Origin of the sequence: Metabacillus idriensis, from assembly GCF_009674765.1 — a bacterium.
Lineage (GTDB): Bacteria > Bacillota > Bacilli > Bacillales > Bacillaceae > Bacillus_P > Bacillus_P idriensis.
Window position 1 is genome coordinate 1 of the sequence record NZ_WKKF01000017.1, and the last position, 12,349, is coordinate 12,349.

General features: G+C 40.8%; 17 protein-coding genes and 1 rRNA gene. 5 read left to right on the forward strand and 13 right to left on the reverse strand.

Going from position 1 to position 12,349, the window contains the following annotated elements; genetic code table 11:
- Together GJU41_RS22765 and GJU41_RS22770 are read right to left on the reverse strand one after the other, a co-directional pair.
- A 16S ribosomal RNA gene (locus GJU41_RS22765) occupies nt 1-64 on the reverse strand; the annotation flags it as partial.
- A 238-nt stretch (nt 65-302) separates the two neighbouring features.
- The gene (locus GJU41_RS22770; RefSeq protein ID WP_070875198.1) at nt 303-515 is read right to left on the reverse strand and encodes a hypothetical protein; all 213 of its coding nucleotides are present in this window, start codon (nt 513-515) and stop codon (nt 303-305) included.
- A 120-nt stretch (nt 516-635) separates the two neighbouring features.
- On the opposite strand from GJU41_RS22770, the gene pdaB reads away from it, so the two are divergent.
- Nucleotides 636-1,400 carry a polysaccharide deacetylase family sporulation protein PdaB gene (gene pdaB / locus GJU41_RS22775; RefSeq protein WP_154319694.1) on the forward strand — a complete coding sequence of 255 codons (765 nt, stop codon included), beginning with the start codon at nt 636-638 and terminating at the stop codon, nt 1,398-1,400.
- Nucleotides 1,401-1,420: 20 nt separating this feature from the next.
- Here the strand turns inward: pdaB and GJU41_RS22780 are convergent, their stop codons facing one another.
- Nucleotides 1,421-2,035 carry a KinB-signaling pathway activation protein gene (locus GJU41_RS22780; RefSeq protein WP_070875200.1) on the reverse strand — a complete coding sequence of 205 codons (615 nt, stop codon included), beginning with the start codon at nt 2,033-2,035 and terminating at the stop codon, nt 1,421-1,423.
- 142 nt (nt 2,036-2,177) lie between these two features.
- On the opposite strand from GJU41_RS22780, the gene gerD reads away from it, so the two are divergent.
- The gene (gene gerD, locus GJU41_RS22785; RefSeq protein WP_070875201.1) at nt 2,178-2,825 is read left to right on the forward strand and encodes a spore germination lipoprotein GerD; all 648 of its coding nucleotides are present in this window, start codon (nt 2,178-2,180) and stop codon (nt 2,823-2,825) included.
- Between the two features lie 54 nt (nt 2,826-2,879).
- On the opposite strand, the gene GJU41_RS22790 is transcribed toward gerD, so the two are convergent.
- From GJU41_RS22790 to GJU41_RS22800, 3 genes are all read right to left on the reverse strand, one after another.
- Nucleotides 2,880-3,938 (reverse strand): Mrp/NBP35 family ATP-binding protein, encoded by a 1,059-nt coding sequence (locus GJU41_RS22790; protein ID WP_070875202.1) that lies wholly within the window; start codon nt 3,936-3,938, stop codon nt 2,880-2,882.
- 107 nt (nt 3,939-4,045) lie between these two features.
- On the reverse strand, nt 4,046-4,759 hold the full coding sequence (gene cwlD / locus GJU41_RS22795) for an N-acetylmuramoyl-L-alanine amidase CwlD (protein ID WP_070875203.1): 714 nt from the start codon (nt 4,757-4,759) through the stop codon (nt 4,046-4,048).
- A gap of 88 nt (nt 4,760-4,847) precedes the next feature.
- Entirely contained in the window at nt 4,848-5,291 is a 444-nt protein-coding gene (locus GJU41_RS22800; protein WP_070875204.1) for a DUF2521 family protein, read from the reverse strand.
- Nucleotides 5,292-5,881: 590 nt separating this feature from the next.
- On the opposite strand from GJU41_RS22800, the gene GJU41_RS22805 reads away from it, so the two are divergent.
- From GJU41_RS22805 to cotJC, 3 genes are read left to right on the forward strand one after another with little or no spacing between them, the layout of a single operon-like run.
- Nucleotides 5,882-6,121: a spore coat associated protein CotJA gene (locus GJU41_RS22805; protein ID WP_224771492.1), complete on the forward strand. Its 240-nt coding sequence runs from the start codon at nt 5,882-5,884 to the stop codon at nt 6,119-6,121.
- Nucleotides 6,090-6,389, forward strand: coding sequence for a spore coat protein CotJB (locus GJU41_RS22810; RefSeq protein WP_139149054.1), 300 nt, complete (start codon nt 6,090-6,092; stop codon nt 6,387-6,389). The genes GJU41_RS22805 and GJU41_RS22810 overlap by 32 nt, the downstream gene beginning before the upstream one ends.
- Nucleotides 6,390-6,401: 12 nt before the next feature.
- The gene (cotJC, locus tag GJU41_RS22815) at nt 6,402-6,971 is read left to right on the forward strand and encodes a spore coat protein CotJC (protein WP_070875207.1); all 570 of its coding nucleotides are present in this window, start codon (nt 6,402-6,404) and stop codon (nt 6,969-6,971) included.
- Between the two features lie 546 nt (nt 6,972-7,517).
- On the opposite strand, the gene rpsI is transcribed toward cotJC, so the two are convergent.
- The 7 genes from rpsI to rplQ all read right to left on the reverse strand — a co-directional run bounded on the left by rpsI (nt 7,518) and on the right by rplQ (nt 12,335).
- Nucleotides 7,518-7,910 carry a 30S ribosomal protein S9 gene (gene rpsI, locus GJU41_RS22820; RefSeq protein ID WP_070875208.1) on the reverse strand — a complete coding sequence of 131 codons (393 nt, stop codon included), beginning with the start codon at nt 7,908-7,910 and terminating at the stop codon, nt 7,518-7,520.
- 20 nt (nt 7,911-7,930) lie between these two features.
- Nucleotides 7,931-8,368: a 50S ribosomal protein L13 gene (gene rplM, locus GJU41_RS22825; RefSeq protein WP_070875209.1), complete on the reverse strand. Its 438-nt coding sequence runs from the start codon at nt 8,366-8,368 to the stop codon at nt 7,931-7,933.
- Nucleotides 8,369-8,528: 160 nt separating this feature from the next.
- Nucleotides 8,529-9,272, reverse strand: coding sequence for a tRNA pseudouridine(38-40) synthase TruA (gene truA, locus GJU41_RS24820; protein WP_070875210.1), 744 nt, complete (start codon nt 9,270-9,272; stop codon nt 8,529-8,531).
- Between the two features lie 6 nt (nt 9,273-9,278).
- The gene (locus GJU41_RS24825; protein ID WP_070875211.1) at nt 9,279-10,076 is read right to left on the reverse strand and encodes an energy-coupling factor transporter transmembrane component T family protein; all 798 of its coding nucleotides are present in this window, start codon (nt 10,074-10,076) and stop codon (nt 9,279-9,281) included.
- Complete coding sequence (locus GJU41_RS22835) at nt 10,073-10,939, reverse strand: energy-coupling factor ABC transporter ATP-binding protein (protein ID WP_154319695.1); 867 nt, start codon at nt 10,937-10,939, stop codon at nt 10,073-10,075. Before GJU41_RS22835 ends, GJU41_RS24825 begins: the two co-directional genes overlap by 4 nt.
- Nucleotides 10,915-11,757: an energy-coupling factor ABC transporter ATP-binding protein gene (locus tag GJU41_RS22840; RefSeq protein WP_070875213.1), complete on the reverse strand. Its 843-nt coding sequence runs from the start codon at nt 11,755-11,757 to the stop codon at nt 10,915-10,917. Before GJU41_RS22840 ends, GJU41_RS22835 begins: the two co-directional genes overlap by 25 nt.
- Before the next feature lie 215 nt (nt 11,758-11,972).
- Complete coding sequence (gene rplQ / locus GJU41_RS22845) at nt 11,973-12,335, reverse strand: 50S ribosomal protein L17 (protein WP_070875214.1); 363 nt, start codon at nt 12,333-12,335, stop codon at nt 11,973-11,975.
- Between the last annotated feature and the right edge of the window lie 14 nt (nt 12,336-12,349).

Genomic DNA, 12,349 nt, shown 5'->3' on the forward strand with positions numbered 1-12,349 from the left:
CGACTTGCATGTATTAGGCACGCCGCCAGCGTTCGTCCTGAGCCAGGATCAAACTCTCCGAAGAAAATTTGTGACTCAATTTGTTGCTGACTTCAAAAATTTAAAACGTTTGGTACGCTTTTGGTTTTGTTTAGTTTTCAAAGATCATTTGCGCCATCAGTGGTGACGGCTTATATAATTTAACATGGTCTTTATCGCCGTGTCAACAACCTTTTGAAATATTTTTTCATTCTTTCAAATTCAAATTGTTTCTTAGCGACGAAGAATAATATACCATCTATTCCACCCATGGTCAATAGAAATTATTTAATATATTTATTAAAATGCTGATCGAATTTCCCGCTGATAATTTTATACAAATTGCTAAGGAGTTCTCTTTTTTCTAAAAGAGACCTTTTTTGAACGAACGTCAAATTTTCATCGATCAGTATGTTGCTGATAATGGATAATTCCTGCTCAACCAGCAGCTCCATTTCCTGTGCTTCTTTATCATTAAAAATGAATCCTTTTGACATATGATCCTCCTCTAAGATGCCTAAGTTTTATCATTATTGCACAAGCAGTATTTTTCTAATCATATTATTAACAGCTTGGCATACATATGAGACAAGAACATTGGAACGGGGTTGATGAGGATGAATAATTTTTACGTTTTACATGTTAAAAAGATCAAGCAACTTATTATTATTGTTATAGCTGCGCTTTTTACAGCCGGGATATTATATATAGAAAACGTCATGCAATTCCCTGTTTTTTCAACTGCAGATGGCCCTAAAGCCGTTTTCAGAGGTGAGGAAAAGGAGAATAAGGTTTCATTAACTTTTGATATCAGCTGGGGAGATGAGAAAGCAAAACCCATTCTTGAAACATTGAAGCAAAACGGCATTACAAACGCAACCTTTTTCCTCTCTGCGGCATGGGCTGAACGTCATCCGGAAATCGTGAAGCAAATTGTAAAGGATGGACACCAGGTTGGAAGCATGGGCTATGCTTATAAAAATTATACTTCTTTGGAGGCTGAGGACGTTCGCCGTGACATTCTAATGGCACAGGATGTGTTTAATGAACTTGGGCTGAAGGATATTAAACTCCTCAGACCTCCAACAGGCAATTTCAATCAAGAAATTCTTACTATAGCTGAAAGATATGGTTATACGGTTGTCCACTACAGTGTTGACTCTGATGATTGGATGAATCCAGGAGTAAATGAAATTGTTAAAAACGTCATTGACAGTGTCCAGGGCGGAGACATTATCCTGCTTCATGCTTCTGATTCCGCTAAGCAAACACAAAAAGCACTTCCCCAGATTGTTGATGGTCTGAAGCAAAAAGGATTACAGAATGTATCGGTTGCTGAATTAATCGCTAATGGGAATGCGAAAACAACTGAAGTGAAATAAAGATCATAAAAAAGCTAAGCTCACATGGGCTTAGCTTTTTTGGCTTGAGAGTATTTCGTTAATAATAATAGCTGATACGCATTGCAGATGAGAAGCGGAATGAGCATGAGATACAGCCAGTCTCCCTCATTTACACGGAGAGCAGGGACCCATTCGACAGAAGTAACGACAATCATAAAGAACAAAGCAGGGATGAAAGCCATTTTATTTGTTTGCTGCATTTTGATGTAAGCTACAGCCAGACCAAAAATAACAATGAATAATGCAAGAAGGATATAAGACAGAATCGATTCGCCTTCCGCTGCGAACAGCTGATAGCGGAAATAAATCAAATCAAACACCACGAACAAAATCAGCACGATTTGAATGGCATTCCATAAAGCAGCTGTTTTGAATATGCCCAGACCAAAGCGATGGATCGTTAAGTACGCAAAAAAGCCCATTTGGCTAATAATACTGAAAATAAAACCAACACCAATCAGCCAAAATAAAATGGAGAGGATTTCAACAAGATCAAAAGAGGTAAAAAATTTCTGATACTCTCCCCATTTTAATGCAAAGCCGACGATGCTTGTACTGATGCCTCCGACAAGCAGAGTCGTCAAAAACAAACGGACCCAATTTCTACTGTTCAATGCAGTTTCCCCCAATATGTAATCTACTCATGAAATTTTACCAATGTCCTTCTGAAAAAGCTATTTTAATTCCCAGTATAAAAACCTTTAGATAATTCATATTAAAAATAAGCAACTTGATTATGAAAGGAGCTTTGCATACATGAATAAGCGAGGGTTGCTCTCATTATTATCGCTAATAGCCATTTGTTTCTTCCTTGCAAGCTGTTCACCAAAGGATCAGCCTGCAGGACAACTTGATTATGAAGAAACAAAAAAGATGGTTGTTGATATACTAAAGACCGATGATGGAAAAAAAGCAATACAGGAAATTTTGAAAAATGATGACATGAAGCAAAATTTGATCATGGACCAAAAGGTTGTTTCAGATACCATTTCTAAAACACTGACATCTGAAAAAGGTGCGGAATTCTGGAAAAAAACCTTTGAAGATCCAAAATTCAGTGAAAGCTTCGCCAAAAGCCTGCAGACGGAGCATGAAAAAGTCATTAAAGGATTGATGAAAGACCCTGAGTATCAAGAAATGCTTATTGGCGTTCTTGAGAATCCTGAAATGGAAAAACAAACGGTAAAAGTGCTTCAAAGCCAAGAATTCCGCAAGCATTTACAGCAAGTCATCACAGAAACGATTAATAGCCCGCTTTTCAAAACAAAGATGGAAGAAACCCTCCTGAAAGCTGCTAAAGAAATGAATCAGCAAGGCGGCAGCGGAGGAAGCTCAGGAGGCGGTGAAAGCGGCGGCCAGCAATCAGAGCAAGGCGGACAAAGTGAAACTGGATCGGGCGGGTAATAATCCGCATCCATTAAATAATAAAGAAAAGCGCCAATCACTTGGCGCTTTTCTTTATACACTTACAGGCACAAGTTCTGTAACCTTCTTGGCAATCCCTAAGTAAATCTCACCTGTAGGGTGATCTTTCGCGTAAACAGATGGAGCAAAGTCTTCTTCGTTCCAGTCCGGCTGCTGCAGCGGAATATTTCCAAGGACAGGCACTTCAAGTTCACGTGCAAGCTTTTCCCCTCCGCCTTTGCCAAATACATATTCTTTTTCTCCAGTGAGCTTGCTTTCAAAGTAAGACATGTTTTCGACTACTCCGATTACTTCATGCTCTGTTCTAAGAGCCATAGCACCTGCTCTTGCCGCTACAAATGCAGCTGTTGGATGAGGAGTCGTCACGATGATTTCCTTACAAGACGGCAGCATGGCATGGACATCGAGCGCAACGTCGCCAGTACCAGGAGGCAGATCAAGCAGCAGGTAATCCAGGTCTCCCCATTCTACTTCCTGAAAGAAGTTGTTGAGCATTTTACCAAGCATAGGTCCTCTCCAGATGACCGGAGCATTATCTTCAACAAAAAATCCCATAGATATAACTTGTACTCCGAACCGCTCAACAGGGATGATTCTTTCTCCCCTTACAACCGGTCTTTTTGTGATCCCCATCATATCAGGAACACTGAACCCATAAATATCCGCATCAATTAAGCCGACCTTCTTGCCTAAGCGAGCGAGTGCAACTGCTAAATTTACTGATACGGTAGACTTTCCGACTCCGCCTTTTCCGCTTGCAATCGCGATAAACGTCGGCTGCTTTCCGTTTGAGAGCAATGAAGGATCTTCAGGCTTTGCAGTTTGATATTTCGCGATGACCTCTTGAGGAAGCTCAGTGAAACGGAGACCCACTGTTGCAGCCCCTGTTTCTTTCAGTTTAGCAACGATTTCCTGCTGCAGCTGCATTTGTTCAGATGTACCTGTTTTGGCAATCGCCACTTTCATGCTAATATGATTTTTCTCTTCTTTTATGGAAACTTCTTCAATTGCATTTAACTCTTTTAATGTTCTATGTAAAAAAGGTTCTTCTAAATTCCCGACAATTTTACGAGCTGTTTCCTCATTCAGCATGATAACCACCCTTTGTTGTATTCGTTTACATCAGTATAACATATATAGACAAAAAAGAGGTATTGCACATTCCGACCAGAGAATGCAGCAGAAAACAAAAAAATCCTTCACTCAGGAGGATTTTTTTCATGTGTCATATATCTTAAGATGCCATTATAAATGGAAGCAGCCACTTTGTCCTGGTATTCTTCCGTTCCAAGAAGCCTGGCCTCTTCTGGGTTAGATAAGAAACCTACTTCTACTAATGCACCCGGTTTATCAATGTGCTTCATTAAGTAGATTGTGTTCATTTGCTTTGCTTTTCTGTCTGTATTCTCTAAATTTCTTCTTAGTTCATCTTGAATGAATTTTGCCACCTTTTCATTCTCTTTCATTTTGGAATGATAAAAAGTCTGGGCTCCGCTCCATTCATTAGAGGGAATGGCATTCAAGTGAATACTCAAATACAAGTCTGCTTCGGAATCGTTAATCATGTGGAGTCTTTTTCTCAAATCCTGCCCTTTTCTCTTTGAATATCCTTTTGTATCCTTTTCAGCAAGATCTGTATCTGTTTCACGGGTGAGAAGGACTAATGCTCCCTGTTCTTGAAGGTAGTCTCTAATCTGCTTCGATATGGAAAGTGCGATATCTTTCTCAAGATGTTTTTTTCCTACCGCCCCTCCGTCTGGTCCTCCGTGGCCCGGGTCTATGTAAATCACTTTCCCCGTCAAAGGCAGATTCCACGATTTCCAGGAACTGTCGTTATTGAATTGAAACTGAAATAATAGGAGTAATAAAATAAAGCCTGCACCGAAGCCAAACCATCTTAGCTTTCTTCTCATTTTTTCCCCTCCTGCTCGTCCTTTAACAATATATGGGGGACTTGCAGGGAATATGTTAAGAAATAGAATGGATTATGCTAAAAAAAGTTTAATGAAGCCGAAGCTTGTACCGTTTTTCACCTATCTCAAATCCCTCAGACCACCATGAGTGAATTAAAAATTCACAAGCATAGTAAATGGATTCATTTGTAAAATCACTTTCGCTTTGATTACCCCATATCAGCATATATTCATACAATTCATCGATAAGCAGCTTTTCTTCTCTTCTGCTCCTATTATTGACAGTTTGGATAGATTCTCCAAAAAAGCCAAACCTGCTGTAGCTGGCACCAAGCAAATAAGCTTCAATCGATAAGTCAATGCAGCCATCCTCAATTGCTGAATAATCGAATGTACCAGAATGCATGAAAACGCCAAAGCTTTCATAGGCTTTTGCTTTTAGCTGGGTTAACGTGAGATCCTTAAGGATGCTTCGTTCGTATTTGATTTGTTTATCTCTTCTTTTATCTGCAAGTGATGTTATAATTTCCATTTATTCATCGCCCCCTTTCTCTATTGTTTTACTGCTGTTTTTTTATCATTCGTGATTGTTTTACCAATTAAAGGAGGATCCGGAGGCTTTGGATTGCGATCAATGAAAACACACACATAAATATTGTGATTTTAATAAAAGTAACAGAACAGAGGTGCACGAATAGGTTTCCCATTAAAATTTCATGTCCAAATAACGAAAAGACAAAAGGGTGCCCAATTATGTACATGTTCTTCATGATTAAATGTTCTTTTTAAACCTTATCACTATACATTGATGGTTATCCCTAGGTATAGCGTATCTTTCCGCCGTTCACATGCAGAAACTGGCCGGTCACGCAGGCCGACTCATTAGATGTTAGATAAACGTATGCAGGAACTAGTTCGAAAGCTTGTTCAGCTCTCCGCATTTGAATGTCTGTCCTGAAGGTGGGTTGATGTTCCGCGGGATATGTACAAATAGTAAATATCCTAATCCAGAAGTGGTCCCGTGACTTCAATGTTTAAACCGGATGCAATAATGGGGTCATAAGCTTTCATACACACACATACCTTTTAATGGCAAGGATTTTTGGAGAGGAGGGAAATGATTTGTATAGCCAAAATCCAAATCACTTTACACCAGTTAAAACATATAAACCCTTTCATAGCCGTTTTGATCCCTGTCCGCCAATCGGAAGTAAATATTATTGGACCCCACCTAACTTATACATGAATTTTCAGCCGCCTAACCTGGAACAATTTCCGCCTTATGAAGCATTGAAAAAAGGAACGCTTTGGAAAGCTTTATACGATCCTTATGAAAATCCATATAAAGAGAGGAAGTCTTGATTTGGTAAAGCAAATTGATGATGAATACTATCAATTGATGCATCAGATTCAGGCTGCAGATTTCGTTCTAGTCGAATTAACTCTTTACCTTGACACGCATCCTGATGATGAGAACGCATTACAGCAATTCAACCAGTTTTCCGATTACTCAAGACAAGTGAAACAGGTTTTTGAAGCGAAATACGGTCCTTTGTTTCAATTTGGAGTCAGCAATAATCCCGGCCCCCGCTGGGATTGGGGAAGCGCCCCCTGGCCATGGCAGGTTTAAGGAGGAGAGCATATGTGGGTCTATGAAAAGAAGTTGCAATATCCTGTAAAAGTTAGTAAATGCAACCCAACCCTTGCAAAGTATTTGATTGAACAATACGGGGGTGCGGATGGAGAACTTGCGGCAGCCCTCCGATACTTAAACCAGCGGTACTCCATTCCGGATAAGGTTGTTGGGCTTTTAACTGATATTGGTACTGAAGAATTTGCCCATCTTGAAATGATTGCGACAATGGTTGTTAAGCTTACCAAAGATGCTACGCCCGAGCAGCTAAGAGATGCCGGGATTGGCGAACATTATGCGAATCATGACAGTGCAGTTTTTTACCATAACGCAGCTGGTGTACCATGGACTGCTGCATATATTCAGGCAAAAGGGGATCCGATTGCCGATTTATATGAAGATATAGCAGCCGAGGAAAAAGCGCGTGCTACCTATCAATGGCTGATCAATATGTCCGACGATCCAGACATTAATGATTCGCTTAGCTTTTTAAGAGAACGTGAAATCGTCCACTCTATGAGATTCCGTGAAGCGGTAGAAATATTAAAAGAAGATCGAGATCAGAAAAAAGTTTTTTAGGTCTAAAAAAACAGCAGGAATTTCCCCCTGCTGTTTTTCAAACTCATCTAAACCCAGTCTGCATGCTTTTGTCAATGTACCTCATGCACACCGCCCGGCGTCAGAGACATGTTCATGCCCGGTATAGTACTAGAATACAGAAGAATAAACTCCTTTTTCATCTAACGGTAAAGATAGGATGAATATTTACGAATTCAAGTTTTTAAATGCGCTTTAAGTATGGATATTATCTCAAAGAACCCGTTGGAGCATGTAAATACCAAGACAGCAAAAAGAGTTAATTAGCAAGGAAAATGAGGCATATGAGAGGAATTATTAGAAAAAGGATGAGATAAAAACAATTTCTAGCAATAACACTACAGGAATTTTCGTAAAAAGATACACTTAAAGAACAAACAGCAGAAAAATTTCAAAAGTACATTGAGTGATGATATGTGGTCAAATTTGATCAAAAATATTTTCTTGACTAAAAATTGACCATAAGCATTTTTCAGCTATAAAAAAGACCCCCAGCCATAATGGTTGAGAGCCTTTGAAACGTACAGATTAACGTTTTGAGAACTGAGGTGCACGACGAGCGCCTTTAAGACCGTATTTTTTACGTTCTTTCATACGAGCGTCACGAGTTAGAAGACCAGCGCGCTTTAAAGTGCCGCGGTATTCTGGGTCAGCTTCTAATAATGCACGAGAGATACCATGACGGATTGCGCCAGCTTGACCAGCAAATCCACCGCCGTTAACGCTAACTAAAACATCATAGCTTCCAGTTGTTTCAGTTAAGTTTAATGGTTGTTTAATATCTTCGATTAAAGCTGCGAATGGGATATAATCTTTTACTTCACGATCGTTGATAACAATACGGCCTTCGCCTGGAACCAGACGAACACGCGCTACTGAACTTTTACGACGGCCAGTACCGTAATATTGAACCTGTGCCAAATTAATAACCTCCTTAATAATTAACCGCGAAGTTCGTAAACTTCTGGTTGTTGTGCTTGATGTGGATGTTCGTTGCCAGCATATACATGTAATTTTTTGTACATTTGACGTCCTAATGAACCTTTAGGAAGCATTCCGCGAATTGCTAATTCAAGCATTTTCTCAGAGTAGTTTGTACGCATTTCAAGAGCTGTTCTTGATTTCAAACCGCCTGGGAATTGGCTGTGACGGTAGTAAATCTTGTCAGTCAATTTTTTACCAGTTAGTTCGATTTGTGCTGCATTGATGATGATCACATGATCACCAGTGTCTACATGTGGTGTGTAAGTTGGTTTGTGTTTTCCACGAAGTACAGATGCTACTTCGCTAGCAAGACGACCTAAAGTTTTGCCGGCCGCATCTACTACGAACCATTTACGTTCAACTTCAGTTGCTTTCGCCATATATGTTGTACGCATGTTTTTCCCTCCTAAATATCTTTCAGTTGTTAAAATTTAATCATTCTATTTCAAAACACAAATTAAACTCTTCCGGGGCTTTATTTGTGGGGTTGAAATACATACCATATGATATATTATAACGTTCAGGCAACATTGTCAAGAAAATGTTACACCTGGTTTAGTTGTCATAATAAACTTTCCACAAATATAATCCAGACCCCGGGGCTGTTTTGCCGCATAAGGAACGATCCTGCGCCTTCAGTATCTCCGGAATCTGATAAGGATCCATCGCTCCGCGCCCTGCATTGATCAGAGTGCCGACCAATATTCTTACCATGTTATAAAGAAATCCATCGCCTACAAATCGAAACGTAAGCATGTCATCTTCTTCATAAAATTCGATATCATATAATGTTCTTACCCGGTCTTCTTTATCCGTCTTCGCAGAACAAAAGCTGGTAAAGTCATGAGTGCCGATCAGAAATTTAATCGCTTCTCTCATTTTGACGTAATCAAGTTTATAAGGATAATGATAAGAATAATTTCGATTAAATACATTCCGGATCGCTGAACGGTTTATTTTATAGCGGTATTCCTTCGCGCGGACATGATACCTTGCATGAAAGTCTTCGTTTACAAACGAAACGGATTGAATCGCAACGTCCTCAGCAAGCAGTGAATTTAATGCATTTGGCCAGCGGTCCTCAGGAATATAAATGTCCGTATCAAAATGCAGAACCTGTCCGACTGCGTGGACTCCTGCGTCCGTTCTTCCCGATGCAAATACTTTTACTTCTTTTCCTTTATGAAGCCTTTTAAGGCCCCTTTCAATCTCACCCTGGACGGTTCTCAGATTCGGCTGAATTTGAAAGCCGTTAAATCTTGTTCCATCATATCCGATTGTACATTTTACCCTCATGATAAGCTCCTATGAACGCAATAGTAATAGAACAATACCTACACCGACTAAAATGGCCAGAATGACCGAATCGAGGATTCCCCATTTCAGCTCGCGCAGCTTTGTTCTGCCCTCGCCGCCCTGATATCCACGCGCTTCCATAGCAGTGGCAAGTTCCTCAGCCCGTTTAAACGCACTTATAAACAACGGCACTAACAGAGGTATAATGGCACTAATCCTTTGTTTGACAGGTCCGCTTGTAAAATCAACGCCTCTTGCCATCTGCGCTTTCATGATTTTATCCGTTTCTTCCATAAGGGTTGGAATAAACCGGAGTGAGATCGACATCATTAATGCGAGTTCATGGACAGGCAGGCCGATTTTTTTAAACGGATTAAGCAGACTTTCCATCCCGTCTGTTACTTCGATAGGAGTAGTAGTTAATGTCAGGATCGTCGTAAGAAGAATAAGAAACAGGAAACGCAGGGAAATGTAAATCCCCTGTCTGACTCCTTCTTCATGAATTGATAGAAAACCAAATTCAAACAGAAGAGGCCCTTCTTTTGTGACCAGAATGTGCAGGATAAAGGTAAATAAGATAATCCATATAATCGGCTTCAAGCCATTCAGTAAAAATCTAGGCGGCAATTTGGTAGAAGCAACAATAAAGAGCGTGAAGAATCCAAGAATCGCATAAGTCAGTGTATTGTTGGCAAAAAAGACAATAAAGACAAACAAAAAGATCATCGCAAGCTTCGAACGCGGATCCATCTTATGAATGAGAGAACTTCCAGGCACATATTTTCCAATGATCATACTGCTCATCATGTTGGGTCACCCTTTATCTCAGATGCAACCTGATGAACCAAATCATCAATAGAAAGTGAGATCCCTTTCAGTTCCTTGCCAAGCTTTTGTTCGATTATTGTTTGAAGCTTTACAGTTTCCGGAAGATCAAGCCCTGCAGAAATTAATGTTTCTGAATGGCTGAATACTTCTTCAGGAGTTCCCTTCATTTGAACAGTTCCTTTGTGCATGACGATGATTTCATCTGAGTAACGGGCAGCGTCTTCCATGCTGTGTGTGACAAGAATGGTTGTTAGAGAGCGATCCTGATGAAGGGTATAGAAAAGGTCCATGATCTCTTTTCTACCGCTTGGATCAAGTCCTGCAGTCGGTTCATCGAGTACAAGCACCTTTGGCTCCATGGCCAGGACACCTGCAATGGCGACACGTCTCATTTGTCCGCCGCTTAAATCAAATGGCGATTTTTGAAGAACCTCTGCAGGAAGACCTACTCGTCTTAATGCATCTCCCGCCTTCACTTTCGCCTCTTCAGGCGGCACGCCGAAGTTCAAGGGGCCAAACATGATATCACGTTCCACCGTTTCCTCAAACAGCTGATGCTCAGGAAACTGAAAGACAATCGCAACCGATTGGCGGATTAATTTCAGATTCTTGTTTTTCTTAGAAGCTTCAATTTTGCGGTCCCCAATAGAGACCGATCCCTTTGTTGGCTTCAGCAGGCCATTTAGATGCTGCAGGATGGTAGATTTCCCTGATCCCGTATGTCCGATAATCGAAACAAACGAACGATCTTTAATCGTCAGATTGATGTCATAAAGGGCAAGACGTTCAAAAGGAGAATGAACTTGGTACCTGTGCTCTAACTCTTTGAATGTAATGTCCATAGTTCATTCACCAGGCTTTCTTCATCAAGATGGTTGCGTGTCAGGTTAACCCCTGCTTCTCTCAGCTTCATGCTCACTCTGTATGGAAAAGGGAGATCAAGGCCAATTTCAACTAGCTTCTGATCAAGCTTGAAGATTGTCTCAGGTGTACCTTCGGAGAACTTTTCCCCGCCATTCATGACAATAATCCTGTCAGCCTTCGAAGCTTCTTCCAGATCATGAGTAATCGATATAACAGTAACGATCCCCTGATCTTTTAGTTCCCTTACTGTTTCCATGACTTCTTTTCTTCCCTGGGGATCAAGCATGGAGGTTGCTTCATCTAAGATGATAATTTGAGGCTGGACAGCTATGACACCTGCTATGGCAACACGCTGCTTTTGTCCTCCTGACAGATGGTGCGGCTCTTGATCGAGAAATGCTTCCATCTTCACTTTATGTGTAGCCCACTCCACGCGCTTTTTCATGACTTCCCGCGGCACTCCGTGATTTTCTAAACCAAAAGCCACATCATCCTTTACGGTTGTACCGACAAATTGATTATCAGGATTTTGAAAAACCATGCCAATCTGTTTTCGTATCTCCCAAACTGAATCTTCATTAAGAGTGATGCCGTTTACGATTACGTTACCGTTCTGAGGCAGTATCAAACCATTCAGTACCCTTGCAAGTGTAGACTTGCCCGAGCCGTTATGACCGACAACCGCAAGCCACTCTCCCTTGTTTACACTTAAGGAAACGGAGTTCAATGCGGGTCTTGCGTCCTCTTCGTGATAACGGAATGTCACGTCATTCACATGAATGATCGGCTGTTCCATTGCTGCCTCCCTCACCTGTGTTTTTATTCGTATAATGAAAACATGCAACTGCATGTTCACACAAAAAAACACCTGTACTCTTCTATTCTCTCTCTGCTCACACTTAGAATGACCCCTCACAGCCTATTAGAAAGCAGAGGGGCTTTAAGTGTATAAAAAAAGGGCATAGATCCAGTTTCTAAAAACTGACCCGCCCTTGGAGTAACTAAATATAATTAAACTAATTCGATAATGACCATTGGTGCTCCGTCGCCGCGGCGAGGTCCAAGTTTCATTATGCGAGTGTATCCACCTTGACGCTCTGTATAACGTGGTGCGATATCACCGAATAGTTTTTGAAGTGCATTTTGCGTGCCTTCTTCGTTTGCTACCTCGTTACGGATGTAAGCAGCAGCTTGGCGGCGGGCATGAAGATCCCCACGTTTACCTAAAGTAATCATTTTTTCTACAGTTGAACGTAATTCTTTCGCACGAGCCTCAGTAGTTTCAATGCGCTCGCTGATAATTAAATCTGTAGTTAGATCACGAAGTAACGCTTTACGTTGAGCACTTGTACGTCCTAATTTTCTGTAAGGCATTATGTGTTCCCTCC

Excerpts from the sequence above, each read along its gene's own strand:
- GJU41_RS22770 (WP_070875198.1), bottom strand. The coding sequence starts at position 515 with ATGTCAAAAGGATTCATTTTTAATGATAAAGAAGCACAGGAAATGGAG.
- pdaB (WP_154319694.1), top strand. The coding sequence starts at position 636 with ATGAATAATTTTTACGTTTTACATGTTAAAAAGATCAAGCAACTTATT.
- gerD (WP_070875201.1), top strand. The coding sequence starts at position 2,178 with ATGAATAAGCGAGGGTTGCTCTCATTATTATCGCTAATAGCCATTTGT.
- GJU41_RS22790 (WP_070875202.1), bottom strand. The coding sequence starts at position 3,938 with ATGCTGAATGAGGAAACAGCTCGTAAAATTGTCGGGAATTTAGAAGAA.
- cwlD (WP_070875203.1), bottom strand. The coding sequence starts at position 4,759 with ATGAGAAGAAAGCTAAGATGGTTTGGCTTCGGTGCAGGCTTTATTTTA.
- GJU41_RS22800 (WP_070875204.1), bottom strand. The coding sequence starts at position 5,291 with ATGGAAATTATAACATCACTTGCAGATAAAAGAAGAGATAAACAAATC.
- GJU41_RS22810 (WP_139149054.1), top strand. The coding sequence starts at position 6,090 with ATGAAAATCCATATAAAGAGAGGAAGTCTTGATTTGGTAAAGCAAATT.
- cotJC (WP_070875207.1), top strand. The coding sequence starts at position 6,402 with ATGTGGGTCTATGAAAAGAAGTTGCAATATCCTGTAAAAGTTAGTAAA.
- rplM (WP_070875209.1), bottom strand. The coding sequence starts at position 8,368 with ATGCGTACAACATATATGGCGAAAGCAACTGAAGTTGAACGTAAATGG.
- GJU41_RS24825 (WP_070875211.1), bottom strand. The coding sequence starts at position 10,076 with ATGATGAGCAGTATGATCATTGGAAAATATGTGCCTGGAAGTTCTCTC.
- GJU41_RS22835 (WP_154319695.1), bottom strand. The coding sequence starts at position 10,939 with ATGGACATTACATTCAAAGAGTTAGAGCACAGGTACCAAGTTCATTCT.
- GJU41_RS22840 (WP_070875213.1), bottom strand. The coding sequence starts at position 11,757 with ATGGAACAGCCGATCATTCATGTGAATGACGTGACATTCCGTTATCAC.
- rplQ (WP_070875214.1), bottom strand. The coding sequence starts at position 12,335 with ATGCCTTACAGAAAATTAGGACGTACAAGTGCTCAACGTAAAGCGTTA.